This window comes from Streptomyces sp. BF23-19, from assembly GCF_041106355.1.
Classification (GTDB): domain Bacteria; phylum Actinomycetota; class Actinomycetes; order Streptomycetales; family Streptomycetaceae; genus Streptomyces; species Streptomyces virginiae_A.
This window is the reverse complement of the sequence record NZ_JBGBPT010000123.1, coordinates 1-19,888: the sequence shown is the minus strand read 5'-3', so window position 1 is coordinate 19,888 and position 19,888 is coordinate 1. Positions and strand designations below refer to the sequence as shown.

The 19,888-nt window shown below is 71.3% G+C and carries 21 protein-coding genes and 1 pseudogene; 14 read left to right on the top strand and 8 right to left on the bottom strand.

Annotated elements, in window-relative coordinates; all coding sequences use genetic code 11:
* The first annotated feature begins 182 nt into the window (after window positions 1-182).
* A complete protein-coding gene (locus AB8A24_RS40105; protein WP_328966037.1) occupies window positions 183-776 on the top strand; it encodes a lysoplasmalogenase in 594 nt (197 codons plus the stop codon).
* 56 nt (window positions 777-832) lie between these two features.
* Window positions 833-1,876 (top strand): zinc-dependent alcohol dehydrogenase family protein, encoded by a 1,044-nt coding sequence (locus tag AB8A24_RS40100; RefSeq protein ID WP_266390030.1) that lies wholly within the window; start codon window positions 833-835, stop codon window positions 1,874-1,876.
* An 82-nt stretch (window positions 1,877-1,958) separates the two neighbouring features.
* Here the strand turns inward: AB8A24_RS40100 and AB8A24_RS40095 are convergent, their stop codons facing one another.
* Window positions 1,959-3,515: a S8 family serine peptidase gene (locus tag AB8A24_RS40095; RefSeq protein ID WP_328963851.1), complete on the bottom strand. Its 1,557-nt coding sequence runs from the start codon at window positions 3,513-3,515 to the stop codon at window positions 1,959-1,961.
* 263 nt (window positions 3,516-3,778) lie between these two features.
* On the opposite strand from AB8A24_RS40095, the gene AB8A24_RS40090 reads away from it, so the two are divergent.
* From AB8A24_RS40090 to moaA, 3 genes are all read left to right on the top strand, one after another.
* Window positions 3,779-4,144 (top strand): DUF485 domain-containing protein, encoded by a 366-nt coding sequence (locus AB8A24_RS40090; RefSeq protein WP_030720164.1) that lies wholly within the window; start codon window positions 3,779-3,781, stop codon window positions 4,142-4,144.
* Complete coding sequence (locus AB8A24_RS40085) at window positions 4,141-5,769, top strand: cation acetate symporter (RefSeq protein ID WP_328963852.1); 1,629 nt, start codon at window positions 4,141-4,143, stop codon at window positions 5,767-5,769. Before AB8A24_RS40090 ends, AB8A24_RS40085 begins: the two co-directional genes overlap by 4 nt.
* 178 nt (window positions 5,770-5,947) lie before the next feature.
* Window positions 5,948-6,937, top strand: coding sequence for a GTP 3',8-cyclase MoaA (gene moaA, locus AB8A24_RS40080; protein WP_030010460.1), 990 nt, complete (start codon window positions 5,948-5,950; stop codon window positions 6,935-6,937).
* Between the two features lie 22 nt (window positions 6,938-6,959).
* Here the strand turns inward: moaA and AB8A24_RS40075 are convergent, their stop codons facing one another.
* Window positions 6,960-7,211 carry a hypothetical protein gene (locus AB8A24_RS40075; protein ID WP_030720155.1) on the bottom strand — a complete coding sequence of 84 codons (252 nt, stop codon included), beginning with the start codon at window positions 7,209-7,211 and terminating at the stop codon, window positions 6,960-6,962.
* A 136-nt stretch (window positions 7,212-7,347) separates the two neighbouring features.
* On the bottom strand, window positions 7,348-7,626 hold the full coding sequence (locus tag AB8A24_RS40070; RefSeq protein WP_266392723.1) for a DUF3099 domain-containing protein: 279 nt from the start codon (window positions 7,624-7,626) through the stop codon (window positions 7,348-7,350).
* Between the two features lie 240 nt (window positions 7,627-7,866).
* Between AB8A24_RS40070 and AB8A24_RS40065 the strand changes: the two genes are divergently transcribed.
* Window positions 7,867-8,142 (top strand): GlsB/YeaQ/YmgE family stress response membrane protein, encoded by a 276-nt coding sequence (locus AB8A24_RS40065; RefSeq protein WP_030720149.1) that lies wholly within the window; start codon window positions 7,867-7,869, stop codon window positions 8,140-8,142.
* Between the two features lie 97 nt (window positions 8,143-8,239).
* Here the strand turns inward: AB8A24_RS40065 and tyrS are convergent, their stop codons facing one another.
* From tyrS to AB8A24_RS40050, 3 genes are all read right to left on the bottom strand, one after another.
* Window positions 8,240-9,508, bottom strand: a complete 1,269-nt coding sequence (tyrS, locus tag AB8A24_RS40060; protein ID WP_266390005.1) for a tyrosine--tRNA ligase — start codon at window positions 9,506-9,508, stop codon at window positions 8,240-8,242.
* A 72-nt stretch (window positions 9,509-9,580) separates the two neighbouring features.
* Entirely contained in the window at window positions 9,581-10,981 is a 1,401-nt protein-coding gene (locus AB8A24_RS40055; protein WP_369478966.1) for a metallopeptidase TldD-related protein, read from the bottom strand.
* A complete protein-coding gene (locus tag AB8A24_RS40050) occupies window positions 10,978-12,501 on the bottom strand; it encodes a TldD/PmbA family protein (protein ID WP_266390001.1) in 1,524 nt (507 codons plus the stop codon). The genes AB8A24_RS40055 and AB8A24_RS40050 overlap by 4 nt, the downstream gene beginning before the upstream one ends.
* A 184-nt stretch (window positions 12,502-12,685) precedes the next feature.
* Here AB8A24_RS40050 and fabG point away from each other — a divergent pair, with 184 nt between their 5' ends.
* The 3 genes from fabG (at window position 12,686) to AB8A24_RS40035 (ending at window position 14,818) form a co-directional block, all read left to right on the top strand.
* Window positions 12,686-13,405 (top strand): 3-oxoacyl-[acyl-carrier-protein] reductase, encoded by a 720-nt coding sequence (gene fabG / locus AB8A24_RS40045; protein WP_266389999.1) that lies wholly within the window; start codon window positions 12,686-12,688, stop codon window positions 13,403-13,405.
* A 5-nt stretch (window positions 13,406-13,410) separates the two neighbouring features.
* Window positions 13,411-14,181, top strand: coding sequence for an enoyl-ACP reductase FabI (gene fabI / locus AB8A24_RS40040; RefSeq protein ID WP_030720134.1), 771 nt, complete (start codon window positions 13,411-13,413; stop codon window positions 14,179-14,181).
* A gap of 205 nt (window positions 14,182-14,386) precedes the next feature.
* Complete coding sequence (locus AB8A24_RS40035; protein WP_266389994.1) at window positions 14,387-14,818, top strand: hypothetical protein; 432 nt, start codon at window positions 14,387-14,389, stop codon at window positions 14,816-14,818.
* Here AB8A24_RS40035 and AB8A24_RS40030 read toward each other — a convergent pair.
* On the bottom strand, window positions 14,799-15,530 hold the full coding sequence (locus tag AB8A24_RS40030) for a FadR/GntR family transcriptional regulator (protein ID WP_369478965.1): 732 nt from the start codon (window positions 15,528-15,530) through the stop codon (window positions 14,799-14,801). The two genes, AB8A24_RS40035 and AB8A24_RS40030, sit on opposite strands and share 20 nt — an antisense overlap.
* Window positions 15,531-15,611: 81 nt before the next feature.
* Between AB8A24_RS40030 and AB8A24_RS40025 the strand changes: the two genes are divergently transcribed.
* The 4 genes from AB8A24_RS40025 (at window position 15,612) to AB8A24_RS40010 (ending at window position 18,016) form a co-directional block, all read left to right on the top strand.
* Window positions 15,612-16,913, top strand: a complete 1,302-nt coding sequence (locus AB8A24_RS40025; protein ID WP_369478964.1) for a CynX/NimT family MFS transporter — start codon at window positions 15,612-15,614, stop codon at window positions 16,911-16,913.
* A gap of 5 nt (window positions 16,914-16,918) precedes the next feature.
* Window positions 16,919-17,038 (top strand): SGM_5486 family transporter-associated protein, encoded by a 120-nt coding sequence (locus AB8A24_RS40020; protein WP_252120216.1) that lies wholly within the window; start codon window positions 16,919-16,921, stop codon window positions 17,036-17,038.
* A gap of 168 nt (window positions 17,039-17,206) precedes the next feature.
* The gene (locus tag AB8A24_RS40015) at window positions 17,207-17,434 is read left to right on the top strand and encodes a hypothetical protein (protein WP_328963856.1); all 228 of its coding nucleotides are present in this window, start codon (window positions 17,207-17,209) and stop codon (window positions 17,432-17,434) included.
* Window positions 17,435-17,494: 60 nt separating this feature from the next.
* Window positions 17,495-18,016, top strand: coding sequence for a histidine phosphatase family protein (locus AB8A24_RS40010; protein ID WP_328963857.1), 522 nt, complete (start codon window positions 17,495-17,497; stop codon window positions 18,014-18,016).
* A gap of 106 nt (window positions 18,017-18,122) precedes the next feature.
* On the opposite strand, the gene serB is transcribed toward AB8A24_RS40010, so the two are convergent.
* Window positions 18,123-19,322, bottom strand: a complete 1,200-nt coding sequence (serB, locus tag AB8A24_RS40005) for a phosphoserine phosphatase SerB (protein WP_030012237.1) — start codon at window positions 19,320-19,322, stop codon at window positions 18,123-18,125.
* A 256-nt stretch (window positions 19,323-19,578) separates the two neighbouring features.
* Here serB and AB8A24_RS40000 point away from each other — a divergent pair.
* A pseudogene (locus AB8A24_RS40000) lies at window positions 19,579-19,888 on the top strand (FHA domain-containing protein); the annotation flags it as partial.

Here is a 19,888-nt window from a genome sequence, read left to right as displayed (position 1 = left end):
GAGTCCGCACCCCGGTCCGCGCCCGCGTCCGCCCCGGTGACCGCCGCCGCGGCCGCCGACGCCGCCCCGACCGTACAGGAGACCACCGCGTGAGCACCGCCGAGTCCCCGGGCCGACCCGCCCCCGCCTGGGCCGCGGACCAGGCACCGGCCGGCCGGTCGCGCCTCGGGCACGTCGCCCTCGTGGCCTTCGCCGTGGCCGCCGCCGTCGACCTCGGCTCGCTGCTGGCCGGCTGGCACCTCGGGCACGTCATCGCCAAGCCGCTGCTGATGCCGTTGCTCGTGACCCACATGGCCACCCGCGGCGCGCCCCGTCTGCTGCTCGCCGCCCTGCTGTTCGGCTGGGGCGGGGACCTGGCCCTGCTCTTCGACGCCGACATCGCCTTCCTCGTCGGCATGGGCTCCTTCGCCGTCGGGCACGTCTGCTACCTCGTCCTCTTCGGCAAGCGGCCCGCGAACCCGCTGCTCGGGGGCGCGTACCTGCTCGCCCTCCTCGGGACCGTCGCCCTGCTGTGGTCCGATCTGCCGGCCGACCTGCGGATCCCCGTGGCCGGCTACAGCCTGCTGCTCACCGCCATGGCGTTCCGCGCCGGCGCGCTCGGCCTGCGGGCCGGCATCGGCGGCGCGCTGTTCCTGCTCTCCGACACCCTCATCGCCACCGGTGTCGCCGAATGGCCCCAGCTGCCCCGCCCGGACTTCTGGATCATGGCCACCTACCTGGCCGCCCAGTACCTCCTGGCCACCGGTTCGACCACTCGGGAAGCAGGCGTACGGTAGGACGGTTCCACAGTCGTACAAGACTGAACGATCCCGATCCGGAGGACTGCACCACCATGCGCGCCACCGTCATCCACGCCCCGCACGACATACGCGTGGAGGAGGTGCCCGACGCTGCGATCCAGCGCCCCGAGGACGCCGTCGTCCGCGTCCTGCGTGCCTGTATCTGCGGCAGCGACCTGTGGGCCTACCGCGGCGAGGCCGCGCGTCAGCCCGGCCAGCGCATCGGCCACGAGTTCCTCGGCATCGTCGAGGAGACCGGCTCCGCCGTCACCGACCTGCGCGCCGGCGACCTCGTCGTCGCGCCCTTCATGTGGTCCGACGGCACCTGCGAGTACTGCGCCGAGGGCCTCTTCACCTCCTGCGAGCACGGCGGCTTCTGGGGCTCGGTCGGCCACGACGGAGGCCAGGGCGAGGCCGTCCGCGTCCCGCACGCCGACGGCACCCTGGTGAAGCTGCCCGCCGAGGCCGTCTCCGACGACCACCTGCTGACCGGGCTGCTCGCGCTGTCCGACGTCATGGGCACCGGCCACCACGCGGCGCTGGGCGCCGGCGTCCGCGAGGGCTCCACGGTCGCCGTCGTCGGCGACGGCGCGGTCGGCCTGTGCGGCGTCCTCGCCGCCAAGCGCCTGGGCGCCGAGCGGATCATCGCGCTGGGCCGCCACACCGTACGTACGGACATCGCCAAGCTCTTCGGGGCCACCGACGTCGTCGCCGAGCGCGGCGAGGCCGCCGAGGCGGCCGTGCGCGAGCTCCTCGGCGGCCGGGGCGCGCACGCCGTCATCGAGGCGGTCGGCACCGAGCAGTCCATGCGCACCGCCGTGAACATCACCCGCGACGGCGGGGCCATCGGCTACGTCGGCGTCCCGCACGGCAGCGGCACCGGCCTCGACCTCGGCGTCATGTTCGACCGCAACATCACCCTGCGCGGTGGCGTGGCCCCGGTCCGCGCCTACATCCCGGAGCTGCTGAAGGACGTCCTCAGCGGCGTGATCGACCCGGCGCCCGTCTTCGACCGGACCGTGTCCCTGGACGAGGTCCCGGACGGCTACCGGGCGATGGACGACCGCAGCGCCCTCAAGGTCATGATCAAGCCCTGACCGGCGGAACGAAAGGGCCGGGCCGGGCGGGGGATCACCCCGCCCGGCCCGGCCCCTTTCATCCGTGTCCGTGCGACCGGTCCTACTTCACGGCCTTGAGCGCGTCGATCACGCCGTAGCCGTAGTAGCCCGTCTGACCCCACTTGCTCGCGCAGGTGGTGGCGTCGATCAGGGTGCCCGCGGCGTCGTATATCTGCGTCGGGCAGGCCGCCTTCGTGGACTGGGCCTTCAGCATCGCCTGGAGCTGCGAGGGCGTGGCCGACGGGTGGGCGCTCTTGAGGAGCGCCGCGACGCCCGCGACGTGCGGGGCGGCCATCGAGGTGCCCTGCTTGTAGCCGTAGCCCCCGCCCGGGACGGTCGACAGCACGCGCCCGTTGGCGTCCGGGGTGTCGGGGACCTGCCACTTGTCACCGCCGGGGGCGGCGACGTCCACGACCCCGAGGCCGTAGCTGGAGTAGTACGAGCGCAGGCCCTTGTCGCCGGTCGCCGAGACGGTCACCACACCCGGCAGCTGCGTGGGCAGGTCCAGGCAGACCTTCGGGTCGATGGTGCGCGGCACCGGGGTGGCGTCGTCGGGGCTGGTGTCGTCGACGAGGGAGTCGGCCGCGAGATCCTGGTCGGAGTTGCCGGCCGAGGCGATGTGGAGCGTGCCCTTGCGCTCGGCGTACTTGGTGGCCCGGCCGATGGCCTCCACCAGCGCCTTCTGGTCGTCGTCGGTCTTGCAGTTGAAGAGCCACGGGTCGACGTAGTAGCTGTTGTTGGTCACCTCGATCCCCTTCTCGGCGGCGAACATGAAGCCGCAGACGACCGACTCGGTGTAGAAGAGGCTGGTCCCGGGCTCGCTCACCTTGATCGCGGCGATCTTCACGCCCGGCGCGACACCGCTGACGCCGATGCCGTTGCGCGCGGCTCCGATGGTGCCGGCGACGTGCGTGCCGTGGTCGCTGCCGTCGGCGTACGGGCGCCAGGCGCCCTCGGTGGTGTCGGCGACGCCACCCACGCAGTTGGCCGACTGGCTCTTGGAGAAGTTCGGGGCGAGATCGGGGTGGGTGTCGTCGACACCCGTGTCGATGATGCCCACGGTGACGTTCCGGCTGCCATCGTTGATCTTGTGAGCCTTGTCGGCCTTGATCGTCCGCAGGTCCCACTGGTTGGGCTCCAGCGGCTCCTGACCCTCCTGGGCCACTGCCGCCGCCTTGGCGGCGTCCGCCGCGCTCAGCTGCTGGGTCGCGCCCTCGTCGGTGGTCCGCGCCGCCGTCATCGGGGCCGTCCGGGTGGCCCCGACCGACACGAACAGGCCGCGCTGGGCACGCAGCTGCTCGGCGAAGTCCGGGTTCTGGGAGTGTGCGACCACGACCCCGATCTGCTCATAGGCCGTCACCACCGTTCCGCCGGCCCGCTCGACGGCCTTCTTCGCCGCCTTCATCGTGGCGTACGCGTTCAGGTTGGCCACGTACGACAGCTTGGGGCCGGAGGTGTCGGCCTTCGACGCCGGCGCCGCGTCGGCCGTGGTGCCCAGCGGGGCGGCCGAGGCCGAGACCACGGGCAGGAAGGCGAGCGAGGCGGTGAGCGCCAGGCCTACCGGTACGGCGAGAGCACGGCTGCGCTTCTTGGGCGCACGCGACCCCAGCTGATCCATGGGTTCTCCAGATCATCTCGGAATGGGAAAAAGCCGTCCGGACGCGATCGCGTCGGACGGGTTCATGACAAGCGAACCTAGCGTCGCCGTTCCCCTCTACGCCATCAGTTCGAGAAATCAGTTCCCCAAGAATCACCGGGTGTTGAACCGTCCCGACGCGCCGTCCGTGCCGTTGACAGGGGGGATCGGCACCACCGTCCCCCCACACGGAGGTTGTTTTGTCCGTCGTCCCCACCGCACCCGCGTCACAAGGAGAGCCCCCCGTGACCACCGAAGCAGCGCCGCCGCCGGGCAGCGCGGGAACGCCACCGGCGGCCCCCACGGCCGATGACTACACGAGCGTCCAGCAGAGCGCGGAATTCGGCGAACTGCGCAGCTCCTACCGCTCCTTCGCCTTCCCGCTCACCGTGGCCTTCATCGCCTGGTACCTGCTCTACGTCCTGCTGTCCAACTACGCGGGCGGCTTCATGGGGACCAAGCTCTTCGGCAACATCAACGTCGCCCTCGTGCTCGGCCTCGCCCAGTTCGCGACGACCTTCCTGATCGCCTGGTTCTACGCCCGGTACGCGGCCACGAAGCTCGACCCCAAGGCGGAGGCCATCAAGGCGCGGATGGAGGCCGCCGAATGAGCAGCGCGCACCACCTGACGACGGTCGCCGCGGGAGCCTCCGAGCACCGCCCGCTGATCATCACCCTGTTCGGGCTGTTCGTCGTCGCCACCCTGATCATCACCGTCTGGGCCGGCCGTCAGACCAAGGGCGCCGCCGACTTCTACGCGGGCGGCCGCCAGTTCACCGGCTTCCAGAACGGCCTCGCCATCTCCGGCGACTACATGTCGGCCGCGTCCTTCCTCGGGATCGCCGGAGCCATCGCCCTCTTCGGCTACGACGGCTTCCTCTACTCCATCGGCTTCCTCGTCGCCTGGCTGGTCGCCCTGCTGCTCGTCGCCGAGCCGCTGCGCAACTCCGGCCGCTACACGATGGGCGACGTCCTCGCGTACCGGATGCGCCAGCGGCCCGTCCGTACCGCCGCAGGCACCTCCACCATCGTGGTCTCGATCTTCTACCTGCTCGCCCAGATGGCCGGCGCCGGTGTGCTCGTCTCGCTGCTCCTGGGCATCACCAGCGACGGCGGCAAGGTGGCCGTGGTCGCCCTGGTCGGCGTCCTGATGATCGTCTACGTGACCATCGGCGGCATGAAGGGCACCACCTGGGTCCAGATGATCAAGGCGGTGCTGCTGATCGCGGGCGCCCTGCTGATCACCTTGCTGGTGCTGGTGAAGTTCAACTTCAACATCTCCGACCTGCTCGGCAAGGCCGCCGAGAACAGCGGACAGGGGGCGAAGTTCCTCGAACCCGGGCTCAAGTACGGCAAGGACTCGACCTCCAAGCTGGACTTCATCTCGCTGGGCCTGGCCCTCGTCCTCGGCACCGCCGGCCTGCCGCACATCCTGATCCGCTTCTACACGGTGCCCACCGCGCAGGCCGCCCGTAAGTCCGTCCTGTGGGCCATCGGCATCATCGGCGGCTTCTACCTGATGACGATCGCCCTCGGTTTCGGTGCCGCGGCACTGCTCGACCGAGCCGAGATCATCAAGTCCAACAAGGCCGGCAACACCGCCGCTCCGCTGCTCGCCCAGGCCGTCGGCGGCGGCCCCGACTCCACCGGCGGCGCCATCCTGCTCGCCGTGATCTCCGCCGTGGCCTTCGCCACCATTCTGGCCGTCGTCGCGGGCCTCACCCTCGCCTCCTCCTCGTCCTTCGCGCACGACCTGTACGTGAACGTGATCCGCAGGGGCAAGGCCACGGAGAAGGAGGAGATGCGCGCGGCCCGCTGGTCCACCGTCGTCATCGGCGCGGTGGCCATCGGCCTGGGCGCGTTGGCCCGCGACCTGAACGTGGCCGGCCTGGTCGCGCTCGCCTTCGCGGTCGCCGCCTCCGCGAACCTGCCGACCATCCTCTACAGCCTCTTCTGGAAGCGCTTCACCACCCAGGGCGCTCTCTGGTCCATCTACGGCGGGCTGATCTCGGCCGTCGGCCTGGTGCTGTTCTCCCCGGTCGTGTCCGGAAAGCCCACCTCGATGTTCAAGGACGCCGACTTCTTCTGGTTCCCGCTGGAGAACCCGGGGATCATCTCGATCCCCCTCGGCTTCCTCCTGGGGTGGCTGGGAACCGTCCTCACCAAGGAGGAGGCCGACCCCCAGAAGTTCGCCGAGCTGGAGGTGCGCTCCCTCACCGGAACCGGGGCGCACTGACATCGTCCGAACACCCAGCGTGGCCGCGTGGTAGGTCCCTACGACGCGGCCACGTCACGTCTCGTTCATTTGGGCACCTCTCGATGACACAAGCGTCACGTAGTCTCGAAATAGAACGCGTGAAGTAGATCCAATGTCCGCGCGTACCTCTACTTCCGGACAGGGGAGGGGGCCCACAGTGCTTCTCGACACCTATGGCCGCGTGGCCACTGACCTGCGCGTCTCACTGACCGACCGGTGCAATCTGCGCTGCACCTACTGCATGCCCGAAGAGGGGCTGCAGTGGCTCGGCAAGTCGGACCTGCTCAGTGACGACGAGATCGTCCGGCTGATCCGCATCGCGGTCACGCAGCTGGGGATCACCGAGGTCCGCTTCACCGGCGGTGAGCCGCTGCTACGGCCCGGCCTGGTCGGGATCGTCGAGCGGTGCGCGGCCCTGGAGCCCCGCCCCAAGATGTCGCTCACCACCAACGGCATCGGCCTCAAGCGCACCGCGCAGGCCCTGAAGGCCGCCGGTCTGGACCGGGTGAACGTGTCCCTGGACACCCTGCGGCCCGAGGTCTTCAAGACCCTCACCCGCCGCGACCGGCACAAGGACGTCATCGAGGGCATGGCCGCCGCCCGCGAGGCCGGCCTCACCCCCGTCAAGGTCAACGCCGTCCTCATGCCCGGCCTCAACGACGACGAGGCCCCCGACCTGCTGGCCTGGGCCGTGGAGAACGAGTACGAGCTCCGCTTCATCGAGCAGATGCCGCTCGACGCCCAGCACGGCTGGAAGCGCGACGGCATGATCACCGCCGGGGACATCCTGGAGTCCCTGCGCACCCGCTTCACGCTCACCGAGGAAGGCGCCGTCGAACGCGGCTCCGCCCCGGCCGAGCGCTGGGTGGTCGACGGCGGCCCGGCCACCGTCGGCGTCATCGCCTCGGTCACCCGCCCGTTCTGCGGCGCCTGCGACCGTACCCGGCTCACGGCCGACGGCCAGGTGCGTACGTGCCTGTTCGCGACCGAGGAGTCGGACCTGCGCGCGGCCCTGCGCTCGGGCGCCCCGGACGAGGAGATCGCCCGGCTGTGGAAGGTCGCGATGTGGGGCAAGAAGGCCGGGTCCGGTCTCGACGACCCGTCCTTCCTGCAGCCCGACCGCCCGATGTCCGCGATCGGCGGCTGACCCGCCCGGGACGCGGGCGCGGTCAGCGGGGGCGTTCCGAGCCCTCCGGCTGCACCCACTCGTCCAGCTTCACGACGTCCTTGAGGAAACCGCGGACCCCCAGGAACTGGGAGAGGTGTTCGCGGTGCTCCTCGCACGCCAGCCAGGTCTTGCGCCGTTCCGGCGTGTGCAGCGTCGGGTTGTTCCACGCCAGGACCCACACGGCCGCGTCACGGCAGCCCTTGGCGGAGCAGGTGGGATTCTCGTCGGGGCCGGAGGCGTTGGAGGAAGTCACGGCCCCACATTAGAACGGAATGGCGACGCCGAGCAGCCACGGGGGGAGCTGCCCGGCGTCGGTCCGTCGCTCCGACGGGGGATGCGGAGCGCGTGAGCAGTATGTCACGCAGGACCCGGTGGAGTGCACCGGAACTTCATGATTGATCTGAGCTTTTCTTGAGGTTTTCCGCGTCCAGCGCCGGTCGTACGGGAGCCGGAACGAAGTGCGAGGGAAGCGAGGGCGTCGACTCGCGTCCGGCGTTGGCGATGACCACGGCCACGTACGGGAGCAGGGCGCCGGCGACGAGCGTCACGATGGCCACCGGGCGCTGCACGTTCCACAACAGCACGGTCGCGATGACCGAAAGCGTCCTGATCGTCATCGAGATCACGTACCGGCGCTGACGGCCCCGCACGTCCTCGGCGAGACCCATCCGCGCGCCGGTGATCCGGAAGACCTCGGCCCCGTTCCGCTTCTGCCGCTTCGTCCGCTCCACGCTCCACCACCCGATCGCCCGCCGGGCACTCCCGGCCCGGACCCCTCCCACGGTACGCCCGCCCTCCTGCCGTGAGGAGAGGGGGGACCCCCGTACGGAGCTGTCCGAAATGCGCGGTACGCCGGATGGGTCGAAACTGGGCCCACGTGCGCACAACGCGCCAGGAGGAGGCTCGACATGGGTTGGTTGTGGGCGATCATCGTCGGTTTCGTGCTGGGGCTGATAGCCAAGGCCATCCTGCCGGGCAAGCAGCACCAGCCGCTGTGGCTGACCACCCTCTTCGGCATCGCCGGCGCCGTCCTCGGCAACGCGGTGGCCACCTGGATCGGTGTCGGCGAGACCAAGGGCATCGACTGGACCCGACACCTGCTGCAGATCGTCGGTGCGGTCGTCATCGTCGCGCTCGGCGAGATGGCGTACGGAGCGATCAAGGGCAAGCGGCAGACGACCTGACGCACCGCGGGTCACGACGAAGGGGCCGGCCCGGACCAAGAGTCCGAACCGGCCCCTCCGCCGTGTTCTGCCGTGCTGCCGCGCGCCCTACGACGCGTCAGGCGCCGGTGACCTCCACCGCGGCCAGGTTCTTCTTGCCCCGACGCAGCACCAGCCAGCGCCCGTGCAGCAGGTCCTCCTTGGCGGGGACCGCATCCTCGGCGGTGACCTTCGCGTTGTTCACGTAGGCGCCGCCCTCCTTCACGGTCCGGCGGCCGGCCGACTTGCTCGCGACCAGGCCGGTCTCCGCGAGCATGTCCACGACGAGGCCGGGCTCCGTCACCTGGGCGTGCGGCAGCTCGGACAGGGCCGCGGCCAGCGTGGCCTCGTCCAGCTCCGCCAGGTCGCCCTGCCCGAACAGTGCCTTCGACGCGGCGATCACGGCGGCGCACTGGTCGGCGCCGTGCACGAGCGCGGTCAGCTCCTCGGCCAGCGCCCGCTGGGCGGCGCGCGCCTGCGGCCGCTCGGCGGTCTGCGCCTCCAGCGCCTCCAGCTCCTCACGGGACTTGAAGGACAGGATCCGCATGTAGGTGGAGATGTCCCGGTCGTCCACATTCAGCCAGAACTGGTAGAACGCGTACGGCGTGGTCATCTCCGGGTCGAGCCATACGGCGCCGCTCTCGGACTTGCCGAACTTGGTGCCGTCCGCCTTGACCATCAGCGGGGTCGCCAGCGCGTGCACGACCGCGCCCGGCTCGACCCGGTGGATCAGGTCGAGCCCGGCCGTCAGGTTGCCCCACTGGTCGGAGCCGCCCTGCTGGAGCACGCAGCCGTAGCGCCGGTACAGCTCCAGGAAGTCCATGCCCTGGAGCAGCTGGTAGCTGAACTCGGTGTAGCTGATGCCCTGGTCGGAGTCGAGCCGCTTGGCGACCGAGTCCTTCGTCAGCATCTTGTTGACGCGGAAGTGCTTGCCGATGTCCCGCAGGAACTCGATGGCGGACAGGCCCGCCGTCCAGTCCAGGTTGTTCACCATCAGCGCCGCGTTCTCGCCCTCGAAGGACAGGAACGGCTCGATCTGGGTGCGCAGCCGCGTCACCCAGTTCGCGACGGTCTCCGGGTCGTTCAGGGTCCGCTCGGCCGTCGGTCGCGGGTCGCCGATCTGCCCCGTGGCCCCGCCGACCAGCGCCAGCGGCCGGTGACCGGCCTGCTGGAGCCGGCGCACGGTGAGCACCTGGACCAGGTGCCCCACGTGCAGCGAGGCCGCGGTCGGGTCGAAGCCGCAATAGAAGGTGACCGGACCGTCCGCGAAGGCCTTGCGCAGCGCTTCTTCGTCGGTGGACTGGGCGAAGAGCCCGCGCCACTTCAGTTCGTCGACGATGTCAGTCACGGTCGTGACTCTCCTTGAGAGATGGAGTGAGTAGGGATGTGGATGAGGGGTCTACCCGCACATTCTAGGTGGTCAGACGCCCTTGCTCACCGAACTCATGTTGAAATCCGGGATACGCAGCGCCGGCATCGCGGCGCGCGTGAACCAGTCGCTCCACTCGCGCGGCAGGGTCTTCTCGGTCCGGCCGGCCTCCGAGGCCCGCGAGAGCAGGTCCACGGGGGACTCGTTGAACCGGAAGTTGTTGACCTCGCCGACGACCTGCCCGTTCTCCACCAGGTAGACGCCGTCCCGGGTCAGGCCCGTCAGCAGCAGGGTCGCCGGGTCCACCTCGCGGATGTACCAGAGGCAGGTCAGCAGCAGACCCCGCTCGGTGGCCGCGACCATCTCGTCGAGGGACTTCTCGCCGCCCGCGTCCAGGATCAGGTTCCCGAAGCCGGGGGAGAGCTGCATCCCGGTCAGGCCCGCCGTGTGCCGGGTCGTGCTCAGCCGGTTCAGGTGACCGTCCGCGATCCACTCGGTCGCCGGGACCGGCAGACCGTTGTCGAACACCGAGGCGTCGTCGCCGGAGCTGTGCGCGATCACGAACGGCGCGGACTCCAGGCCCGGCGCGTTCGGGTCGCTGCGCAGGGAGAGCGGCAGATCGGACAGCTTCTCGCCCAGCCGGGTGCCACCACCGGGCTTGGAGAAGACCGTACGGCCCTCCACCGCGTCCCGGGCCGCCGCCGACCACATCTGGTAGATCAGCAGGTCCGCCACGGCGGTCGGCGGCAGCAGGGTCTCGTACCGGCCCGCGGGCAGGTCGATCTTCCGCTCCGCCCAGCCGAGGCGCACGGCCAGCTCCGCGTCCAGCACGGTCGGGTCCACGTCCTTGAAGTCCCGGGTGGAGCGGCCCGCCCAGGCGGAGCGCTGCCGGTCCGGGGACTTCGCGTTGAGCTCCAGGGTGCCGTTCGGCTGGTCGTGGCGCAGCCGCAGGCCCGTGGAGGTGCCGACGTACGTGGAGACCAGCTCGTGGTTGGCGAAGCCGTACAGCTCCCGGCCGCCCTCGCGGGCCCGGGCGAAGGCCTCGCCGAGGGCCGGGGCGAAGTCCGCGAAGACCGCCGAGCTCGTCTCGGCCGGGGCGTCGGTGAAGTCCGGCGAGGCCGGGGTGCCGGTGATCAGCTGCTGGGCGTCCTCGGCCGGGCCGGCCCCGCGGGCGGCCGCCTCGGCGGCCCGGACCAGCGGCTCCAGGTCGTCCGCGGTCACGGCGGAGCGCGAGACGACCCCCGAGGCCGTGCCCTCCTTGCCGTCGACCGTGGCGATGACCGTCAGGGTCCGGGAGCGGGTCACGCCGTTCGTCGTCAGGGCGTTGCCCGCCCAGCGCAGATTGGCGCTCGACCCCTCGTCGGCGATGACGACGCAGCCGTCGGCGGTGGACAGCTCCAGGGCCCGCTCGATGATCTCGTGGGGCTTGGTGATGCGGTTCGTCGAGCTCATCGCCCGGCCTCCTGCGTGGTGTTCAGGATGTTCACGTCGCGGAACAGCGCGGACGGGCAGCCGTGCGAGACCGCCGCCACCTGGCCCGGCTGGGCCTTGCCGCAGTTGAAGGCGCCGCCCAGGACGTAGGTCTGCGGGCCGCCGACCTTCTCCATCGAGCCCCAGAAATCGGTGGTGGTGGCCTGGTACGCGACATCGCGCAGTTGCCCGGCCAGCTTGCCGTTCTCGATCCGGAAGAACCGCTGCCCGGTGAACTGGAAGTTGTAGCGCTGCATGTCGATCGACCAGGAGCGGTCGCCGACCACGTAGATCCCGCGCTCCACCCCGCCGATCAGGTCCTCGGTCGAGAGCCCGCCCGGATCCGGCTGGAGGGAGACGTTCGCCATCCGCTGGACGGGCACGTGCCCGGGGGAGTCGGCGAAGGCGCAGCCGTTGGAGCGCCCGAGGTCGGTCAGCTTCGCGATCCGCCGGTCCAGCTGGTAACCGACCAGGGTGCCGTCCTTGACCAGGTCCCAGCTCTGCGCCTGGACGCCCTCGTCGTCGAAGCCGACGGTGGCCAGCCCGTGCTCGGCGGTGCGGTCACCGGTCACGTTCATGATCGAGGAGCCGTACTTGAGCTTGCCCAGCTGGTCGAAGGTGGCGAAGGAGGTCCCCGCGTACGCCGCCTCGTAGCCCAGCGCCCGGTCCAGCTCGGTGGCGTGGCCGATGGACTCGTGGATGGTGAGCCACAGGTTGGACGGGTCCACCACCAGGTCGTAGCGGCCGGCCTCCACGCTCGGCGCCCGCATCTTCTCGGCGAGCAGGCCGGGGATCTGCTCCAGCTCGGAGTTCCAGTCCCAGCCGGTGCCGGTGAGGTACTCCCAGCCCCGGCCGGCCGGCGGGGCGATGGTGCGCATCGAGTCGAACTCGCCGGTGGTGCCGTTCACGGCGACGGCGGTGAGCTGCGGGTGGATCCGGACGCGCTGCTGCGTGGTCGAGGTGCCCGCGGTGTCCGCGTAGAACTTGTTCTCGTGGACGGCGAGCAGCGAGGCGTCCACGTGGGCCACCCCGTCGGCCGCCAGCAGGCGCGCGCTCCAGTCGGCGAGCAGCGCCGCCTTCTCCGCGTCCGGTACCTCGAAGGGGTTCACGTCGTACGCGGAGATCCACGTCCGGTCGGCGTGCACCGGTTCGTCGGCGAGCTCCACGCGCTCGTCCGACCCCGCGGCCTTGATCACCTGGGCGGACAGCTTCGCCATGGCCACGGCCTGCGAGGCCACCTTGGCGGCGGCGTCCATGGTCAGGTCCACACCGGAGGCGAATCCCCAGCTGCCCCCGTGCACGACCCGGACCGCGTACCCGAGATCGGTGGTGTCGGAACCACCGGCAGGCTTGGCGTCCCGCAGGCGCCAGGAGGCGCTGCGGATCCGCTCCAGCCGGAAGTCGGCATGCTCGGCGCCCAGCGCGCGGGCCCGGGCGAGCGCCGCGTCGGCGAGCGCCCGCAGGGGCAGCGCGGTGAAGGCCGCGTCGATGGAATGGGGCACGGAAGTCCTCCCGTGGTCGGAGCCGGTCGCCCCGATCATGTCGCGATCAGGGCCCTTGTGCCTACATCTTTCTGTAGGGATTCGACAGAGCCGGTCGCAAGGCCCTGTCGGGGGTCGATTCTCCGTACGAGCGATGCGACCTATAGGTTTTTGGTATTCAGACCGCTAGCGAAAGGGTGATCCGTTGAGCCGCTCGGTTCTCGTCACCGGAGGAAACCGGGGCATCGGCCTCGCCATCGCCCAAGCCTTCGCGGAGGCCGGCGACAAGGTCGCGATCACGTACCGGTCGGGTGAGCCGCCGGAGGCGCTCACCTCGCTCGGTGTCCTGGCGGTGCGGTGCGACATCACCGACTCCGAGCAGGTGGAGCAGGCCTACAAGCAGATCGAGGACGCGCACGGCGCGGTCGAGGTGCTCGTGGCCAACGCGGGCATCACCAAGGACACGCTGCTGATGCGCATGTCCGAGGAGGACTTCACGTCCGTCCTCGACACCAACCTCACCGGCACGTTCCGGGTGGTCAAGCGCGCGAACCGGGGCATGCTCCGGGCCAAGAAGGGCCGCGTCGTCCTGATCTCCTCCGTCGTCGGGCTCCTGGGCTCGGCCGGCCAGGCCAACTACGCCGCCTCCAAGGCCGCGCTGGTGGGCTTCGCCCGCTCCCTCGCCCGCGAGCTGGGTTCCCGCAACATCACCTTCAACGTGGTCGCCCCCGGTTTCGTGGACACCGACATGACGAAGGTGCTCACCGACGAGCAGCGCGCGGGCATCGTGGGCCAGGTGCCGCTCGGCCGTTACGCGCAGCCCGAGGAGATCGCGGCAGCCGTCCGCTTCCTGGCGTCCGACGACGCCGCGTACATCACCGGAGCCGTCATTCCCGTTGACGGCGGATTGGGCATGGGTCACTGATCACCATGAGCGGAATTCTCGAGGGCAAGCGCATCCTCATCACGGGGGTGCTGATGGAGTCCTCCATCGCCTTCCACACGGCCCGGCTGGCCCAGGAGCAGGGCGCCGAGGTCATCCTCACCGCGTGGCCGCGTCCGTCGCTGACCGAGCGCATCGCGAAGAAGCTGCCGAAGCCGGTCAAGGTGATCGAGCTCGACGTCACCAACGACGAGCACCTGGCACGCCTGGAGGGCCTCGTCCGGGACGAGCTCGGCGGCCTCGACGGCGTCGTCCACTCCATCGGCTTCGCGCCGCAGGACGCCCTCGGCGGCAACTTCCTGAACACGCCGTTCGAGTCGGTGGCCACCGCCATGCACGTCTCGGCGTTCTCGCTGAAGTCGCTGGCCATGGCCTGCAAGCCGCTGTTCCCGGCGGAGGGCGCGGCCATCGTCGGCCTCACCTTCGACGCGCAGTTCGCCTGGCCGCAGTACGACTGGATGGGCCCGGCCAAGGCGGCCCTGGAGGCCACCAGCCGCTACCTCGCCCGCGACCTGGGCAAGGAGAACATCCGCTGCAACCTGGTCTCGGCCGGTCCGATCGGCTCGATGGCCGCGAAGTCCATCCCGGGCTTCGGCGAGCTGGCGGAGGTCTGGAACACCCGCTCCATGCTGGACTGGGACATGAGCGACCCGGAGCCGACCGGCAAGGGCGTCGTGGCCCTGCTGTCCGACTGGTTCCCGAAGACCACCGGCGAGATCGTCCACGTGGACGGCGGCCTGCACGCGATGGGTGCCTGATCCCCGATCGGTCCCCCGCTTCGTACGGCGGCGGCCGCGCTTCCCTTCCGGGAGGCGCGGCCGCCGCCGTTTTCGCGCTCCGTGGGGGGCGTGTTCGATCGCATGTTCACCGGCCGACCGGATCTTCCCAAGTCGAAAACCGGGACAGATGCCTGCAAACTGGCCGAGCCGGGATCTTCTCGGCTCCTGCGGGGAGGAGGTAGGAGTGCGCGCGAGACCGAGCCGAGCGGTATCCGTGCTGGTCACGTCCGTGATCCTGACCGGGCTCCTGGTCCCGGGAGCCGCCGCGCAGCCCGTGGGGGAGGAGCCCGCACCCGGACCCGAGTCGGTGGCCCCCGCCGTCGTGGACCTCGCCGACATCCCCGCCGAACCCCCCGCGCAGCCCGCACGGCCCGCAGGGGGTGAACTCTTCGGCGCCGACTGCGACACCGTGATCCAGGGCTCCCAGGTGTCGGCGTACTGCCACAACGCCTACCCGGAGACCGACCTCGTACGGCTGCACGTCGAGTGCGACCGCTGGTGGGACGTGGACGGCGACGGCGTCGCCGTGGCCATCGGTCCGGCCGGTCGGACCGAGCTCGTCGGCCGCTGCTGGAAAGAGGTCCGCTCGGCCTGGGTCAGCCACCGGCGCCCGTGAGCGGGGCGTCCTCCGCGGGCTTGCCGGCCTCGCCGTTCCTGCCGTTCTTGCCGAGGCAGGCGAAGGGGTAGCCCGCGGCCTCCGAGGCCGCCGCGTCCCCGTCGCCCCGTCGGATCGCCTCGATCAGTCGGGCGTGGTCCAGATGGGCGGAAGGGTGCAGCTCGGTCCCCACGTCCGCCCGCAGCCAGTCGGCCACCAGGTCGCCGAGGTCCGCGTACAGCTCGATCAGCACGTCGTTGTGCGAGGCGGTCACCACCGCCATGTGCAGACTCACGTCCGCCGCCACGAACACCTCCGCGTCCCCGCTCGCCCAGGCCTCCTCGCGGCGCGCCAGCAGGGCGTCCAGCTGTACGAGGTCCCGCTCGGTGCGCCGCTCCGCCGCCAGCCGGGCGGCCGAGGACTCCAGCGTCGACCGCAGCTCGGCGATGTGCCGCGGCTCGGCCCCGGCGAAGCGGCGGTGCATCACGCCGGCCAGCTCGCTGGTGGCGATGACGTACGTTCCCGAGCCCTGTCGGATGTCGAGGAGCCCGTTGTGCGCCAGTGCCCGAACGGCCTCGCGCACCGTGTTGCGGGCGACCCCGAGCAGCTCGACGAGCTCCGGCTCGGTCGGGATGCGGGCGCCGACCGGCCACTCGCCGGAAGTGATCTGGTTCCGCAGCTGGGCGATCACCTGATCGACGAGTGCGGAGCGCCGGGGCGAGGTCAGCGGCATGGGTTCCTCTCAAGAGCGACTTCACGAGCGACTGGACGAGCGACTGGACAACCAATCATCCCATGATTCTATGATGGTTGAATGCCCGACGAAGAAACCCGGACCGTGAACCGCCCGCCGGTCGTGCGCACCGCCCCCGAACAGCCCCTTCTCACCCCCGCCCAGGCCACCCCCGGCTGGCTCGGCCCGGTGCTCGTCGTCGGAATCGTGCTGGCCGCCCTCAACCTGCGGCCCGCCATCACCAGCCTCGGCGCCCTCTTCGAGGAGACCCGCACGGGCCTCGGCATGAGCGGCACGGTCGCCGGAATGATCACCTCCGTCCCCGCCCTCTGCTTCGCCGTCTTCGGCGTCACCGCACCCCGGCTCTCCCGCCGCTTCGGCCCGGCCGCCGTCGTCTGCGCCGGCATGGTCGCGATCGCCACCGGCCTGCTGATCCGTCCCTTCGCGACCGGCGCCGTCGGCTTCCTCGCCGCCAGCGCCCTGTCGCTGGCCGGCATAGCCCTCACCAACGTGCTGCTCCCGGTGATCGTCAAGCGCTACTTCCCGGACCGGGTCGGCACCATGATCGGCCTCTACTCCATGTCCCTGGCCGCCGGTACCTCCCTCGCCGCCGCCGCGACCGTCCCGCTGACCGACGCGCTCGGCGGCAGCTGGCGCACCGGCCTGCTGGTCTGGGCCGTGCTCGCGCTGCTCGCCGTACTGCCCTGGCTGCCCGTCGCCCGCGCCTCCCGGCGCGCCGACCGGGCCGGGGCCGCCACCGACCCCGCCGGCCCCGTCGCCCCGGGATCCGGCCCGCGGGTCGTCCGCAGCCGCACCGCCTGGGCCCTGGCCTGCTACTTCGGACTCCAGGCCACCGGGGCGTACATCACCATGGGCTGGCTCCCGCAGATCTTCCGCGACGCCGGGGTCTCCGCCTCCACCGCCGGAGTGCTCCTCGCCGTCACCATGGTCATGGGCGTCCCGCTGGCCTTCGTCATCCCCGGCCTCGCCGCCCGGATGAAGAACCAGGGCGCCATCGCCGTCACCCTCGGCCTCTTCGGCCTCATCGGCTACGTCGGGCTCTACTTCGCCCCCGTCGCCGGCGCCTGGGCCTGGGCGCTGCTGCTCGGCATCTCCAACTGCGCCTTCCCCCTCGTCATCACCCTCATAGGGCTGCGCGCCAAGTCGCCGGCCGGCGTGGTCAAGCTCTCCGCCTTCGCCCAGAGCACCGGCTACCTCATCTCCATCCCCGGCCCCCTCCTCATCGGCGCCCTCTACCAGCACAGCGGAGGCTGGGACCTGCCGCTCGCCCTGATGGCCGGACTGCTCCTGCCGCAGATCGTCCTGGGCGTCCTCGCCGGACGGGACCGCACGATCGAGGACGAATGCGGCATGGGAGACTGACCGGCATGTCGCCCGTACTTGAACCGAACCCGCAGAACGGCCGCAAGAAGCTCGGCCTCGTGCTCGGCGCGTTCCTCGCCGTGACCGTGATCATCTCCGTCATCGCCACGATCGCCTCCCCCTGAGCGCGGCGGCCCCGTGAGGGCGAACCCAGGGGAGGGGGGCTAACCCCACCACCCCCTAGGGGGTCAGGCTCAGGGTGAAGTGGGGTGTGCCCCGGATGGGAACAGCTGCCCCGGATCCATAGATTCGTAGGCAGCGAGTCAGTCCGGTCCACACCCACGGAGGCGGCCATGTCGGCCCCCACACACATCAGGCCCCTCCCGCCGGGCCCGTCCGGCCCCCGGGCCCGCACCACCGCCGTCGGCACCCGACTGCACTGGTGGGCACTGGCCCTGCCCGCCCTCGCCTTCGGGCTCCTGCTGCTGCTCCTCGCCGGCTCCGGTGAGGCCCACGCGGCCACCGGCGAGGCCTCGGGCCTGGTCCAGGTCGCCGAGCAGCTCCTGCGCGCCGTCGGCTGACCTCCCGCGCTCCCTCAACAGCCTGCACCCCGTGGCTCGTTTCGTGCGAAGCTGGGAGTCATGAGCGCCGACACACCCCGCAGGATCGCCCTCCTCCGGCACGCCAAGGCCGATTGGCCCGAGGTGTCCGACCACGATCGCCCGCTCGCGGAACGAGGCCGCAAGGACGCGCCGGCCGTCGGTCTGAAGCTCGCCGAAACCGGCATCGTCTTCGACCTGGCCCTGTGCTCCACCGCGGCCCGCACCCGCGAGACCTGGAAGCTCGCCGTCCAGGAGATGCCGCACCGGCCGAAGACCCACTACGAGGAGAGGCTCTACGACGCCTCGCTGGGCGAGCTCATCGCCCTGCTCAACGAGACCTCCGACGAGGTCTCCGACCTCCTCGTCATCGGGCACAACCCCGGCATGCACGCCCTCGCCGACGCCCTCTCGGCGCGCGCGGAGGGAGAGACCCTGACGCGCATGACCCGTACGGGTTTCCCGACCGCGGCCCTCGCGGTGGTCTCCTTCACCGGATCGTGGAAGTCCGTGGAACACGGAGTGGGCACACTGCTCGACTACTGGACCCCCAAGGGCCTCTGACCGGCCGTCCCGGTACACCGCCCGCCTCCCTGACATCGGCGGGCCCGGACGACGACGGGCCCCGGCAACCGCATCGGCTGCCGGGGCCCGTTCGCGCTCTTCGGGATCAGGCCAGGTCGGCGGCCTCGATCTCCTCGCGGGTGATCCCGAGCAGGTACAGCACCGCGTCGAGGAAGGGCACGTTCACCGCGGTGTGCGCGGCCTCGCGGACCACCGGCTTGGCGTTGAAGGCCACGCCCAGCCCGGCCGCGTTCAGCATGTCCAGGTCGTTGGCGCCGTCGCCGATCGCCACCGTCTGCGACAGCGGTACGTCGGCCTCCGCGGCGAAGCGACGCAGCAGCCGGGCCTTGCCCGCCCGGTCCACGATCTCGCCGGTGACCTTGCCCGTCAGCTTCCCGTCGACGATCTCCAGGGTGTTGGCGGAGGCGAAGTCCAGCCCCAGCCGCTCCCGCAGATCGTCCGTCACCTGCGTGAAGCCGCCCGAGACCACACCCACCTGGTAGCCGAGCCGCTTGAGCGTACGGATCAAGGTCCGCGCGCCCGGGGTCAGCTGCACCTCGGCGCGGACCTTGTCCACGACCGACGCGTCCAGGCCCGCGAGCAGCGCCACCCGGGCGTGCAGCGACTGTTCGAAGTCCAGCTCACCGCGCATGGCCCGTTCGGTGACCTCGGCGACCTCGGCCTCGCACCCGGCGTGCGCGGCGAACAGTTCGATGACCTCGTCCTGGATGAGGGTCGAGTCCACGTCCATGACGACCAGGCGCTGCGCCCGGCGGTGCAATCCGGCCGAGACCACGGCCACGTCCACGCCGATGTGTGCGGACGCGGTGGCCAGCGCGGTGCGCAGCGGCTCGGTCTCGACCCCGGAGACGGCGAACTCCACCGCCGTCACCGGGTACTTGGCGAGGCGGAAGATACGGTCGATGTTGCCGCCGGTCGCGGTGATCCGGGCCGCGATGGCGGCCGTGGACTCGGCGGTGAGCGGGTGCCCGAGCACGGTGACGTGCGAGCGACCGCTGCCGCGCGGCCGGTTGTCACCGGTACCGGAGAGGATCTCGGCCTGCATCTTGAGGGATTCGGCCCAGCTGTGGACGGTGGCCCGCAGGTCGCCCTCGGCTCCGCCGGCGGGCTTGGTGACGAGGGCGCACAGGACGATGCGGCCACGGGTGACGACCTGCTCGATGTCGACGACGTCGACCGAGTAGGCGGCGAGGGTGTCGAACAGCCCGGCGGTGATCCCGGGACGGTCCTTGCCGAAGATCTTGACGAGGAGGGTGGGGACGTCGGAGGTCTGCGATGCGCTCATGGTGCCCTCACCGTATCTTCCCGGCCCGGCCCCCAGGACCCCCGTCCCACGTCTTGAACGGTCGCGCCGACCGGGGGAAGCGCCGGCTCCCGTGCCGTCCGAGGAACGGGGTACTGGGCGGAGCCCCGCGCAACGGTGGCAGGGCGGGCGGGGAGGACGGCTCCGCACGGCGGCGGCGCCGCCGCCTCAGCGCGGTGGCGTCGGCGGGTGCGGAGGCTTGGGCGGAGGCGGCGGACCTCCCGGCGGGGGAGGCGGGGTGAAGGGTTCCCGGCGGGGCGGCCCCGGCGACCTGGACGGCCCGGACGCCCTCGGTGACCTGGGCGACCCGGGAGACCAGGGCGGGACGCCGGTCACGGTCACGTCCCAGGAGCCGTCCGCCTCCCCGCCCCCGGCGGGCCGCGGACCACCCGGGGGCCCGCCGTACGGTCCGGCCCCGGGGTACGGGGCCGTGGGCCTCCCGGGGGCGGGCCACCCCTGGGCGGGCCCCGGCGCGCCGGCCGGCCGGGGGAGGGCCGCCCGCCGCCGGGGGGCCAGAGCCGCACCCGCCGCCCCGGCCACCGCCCCCC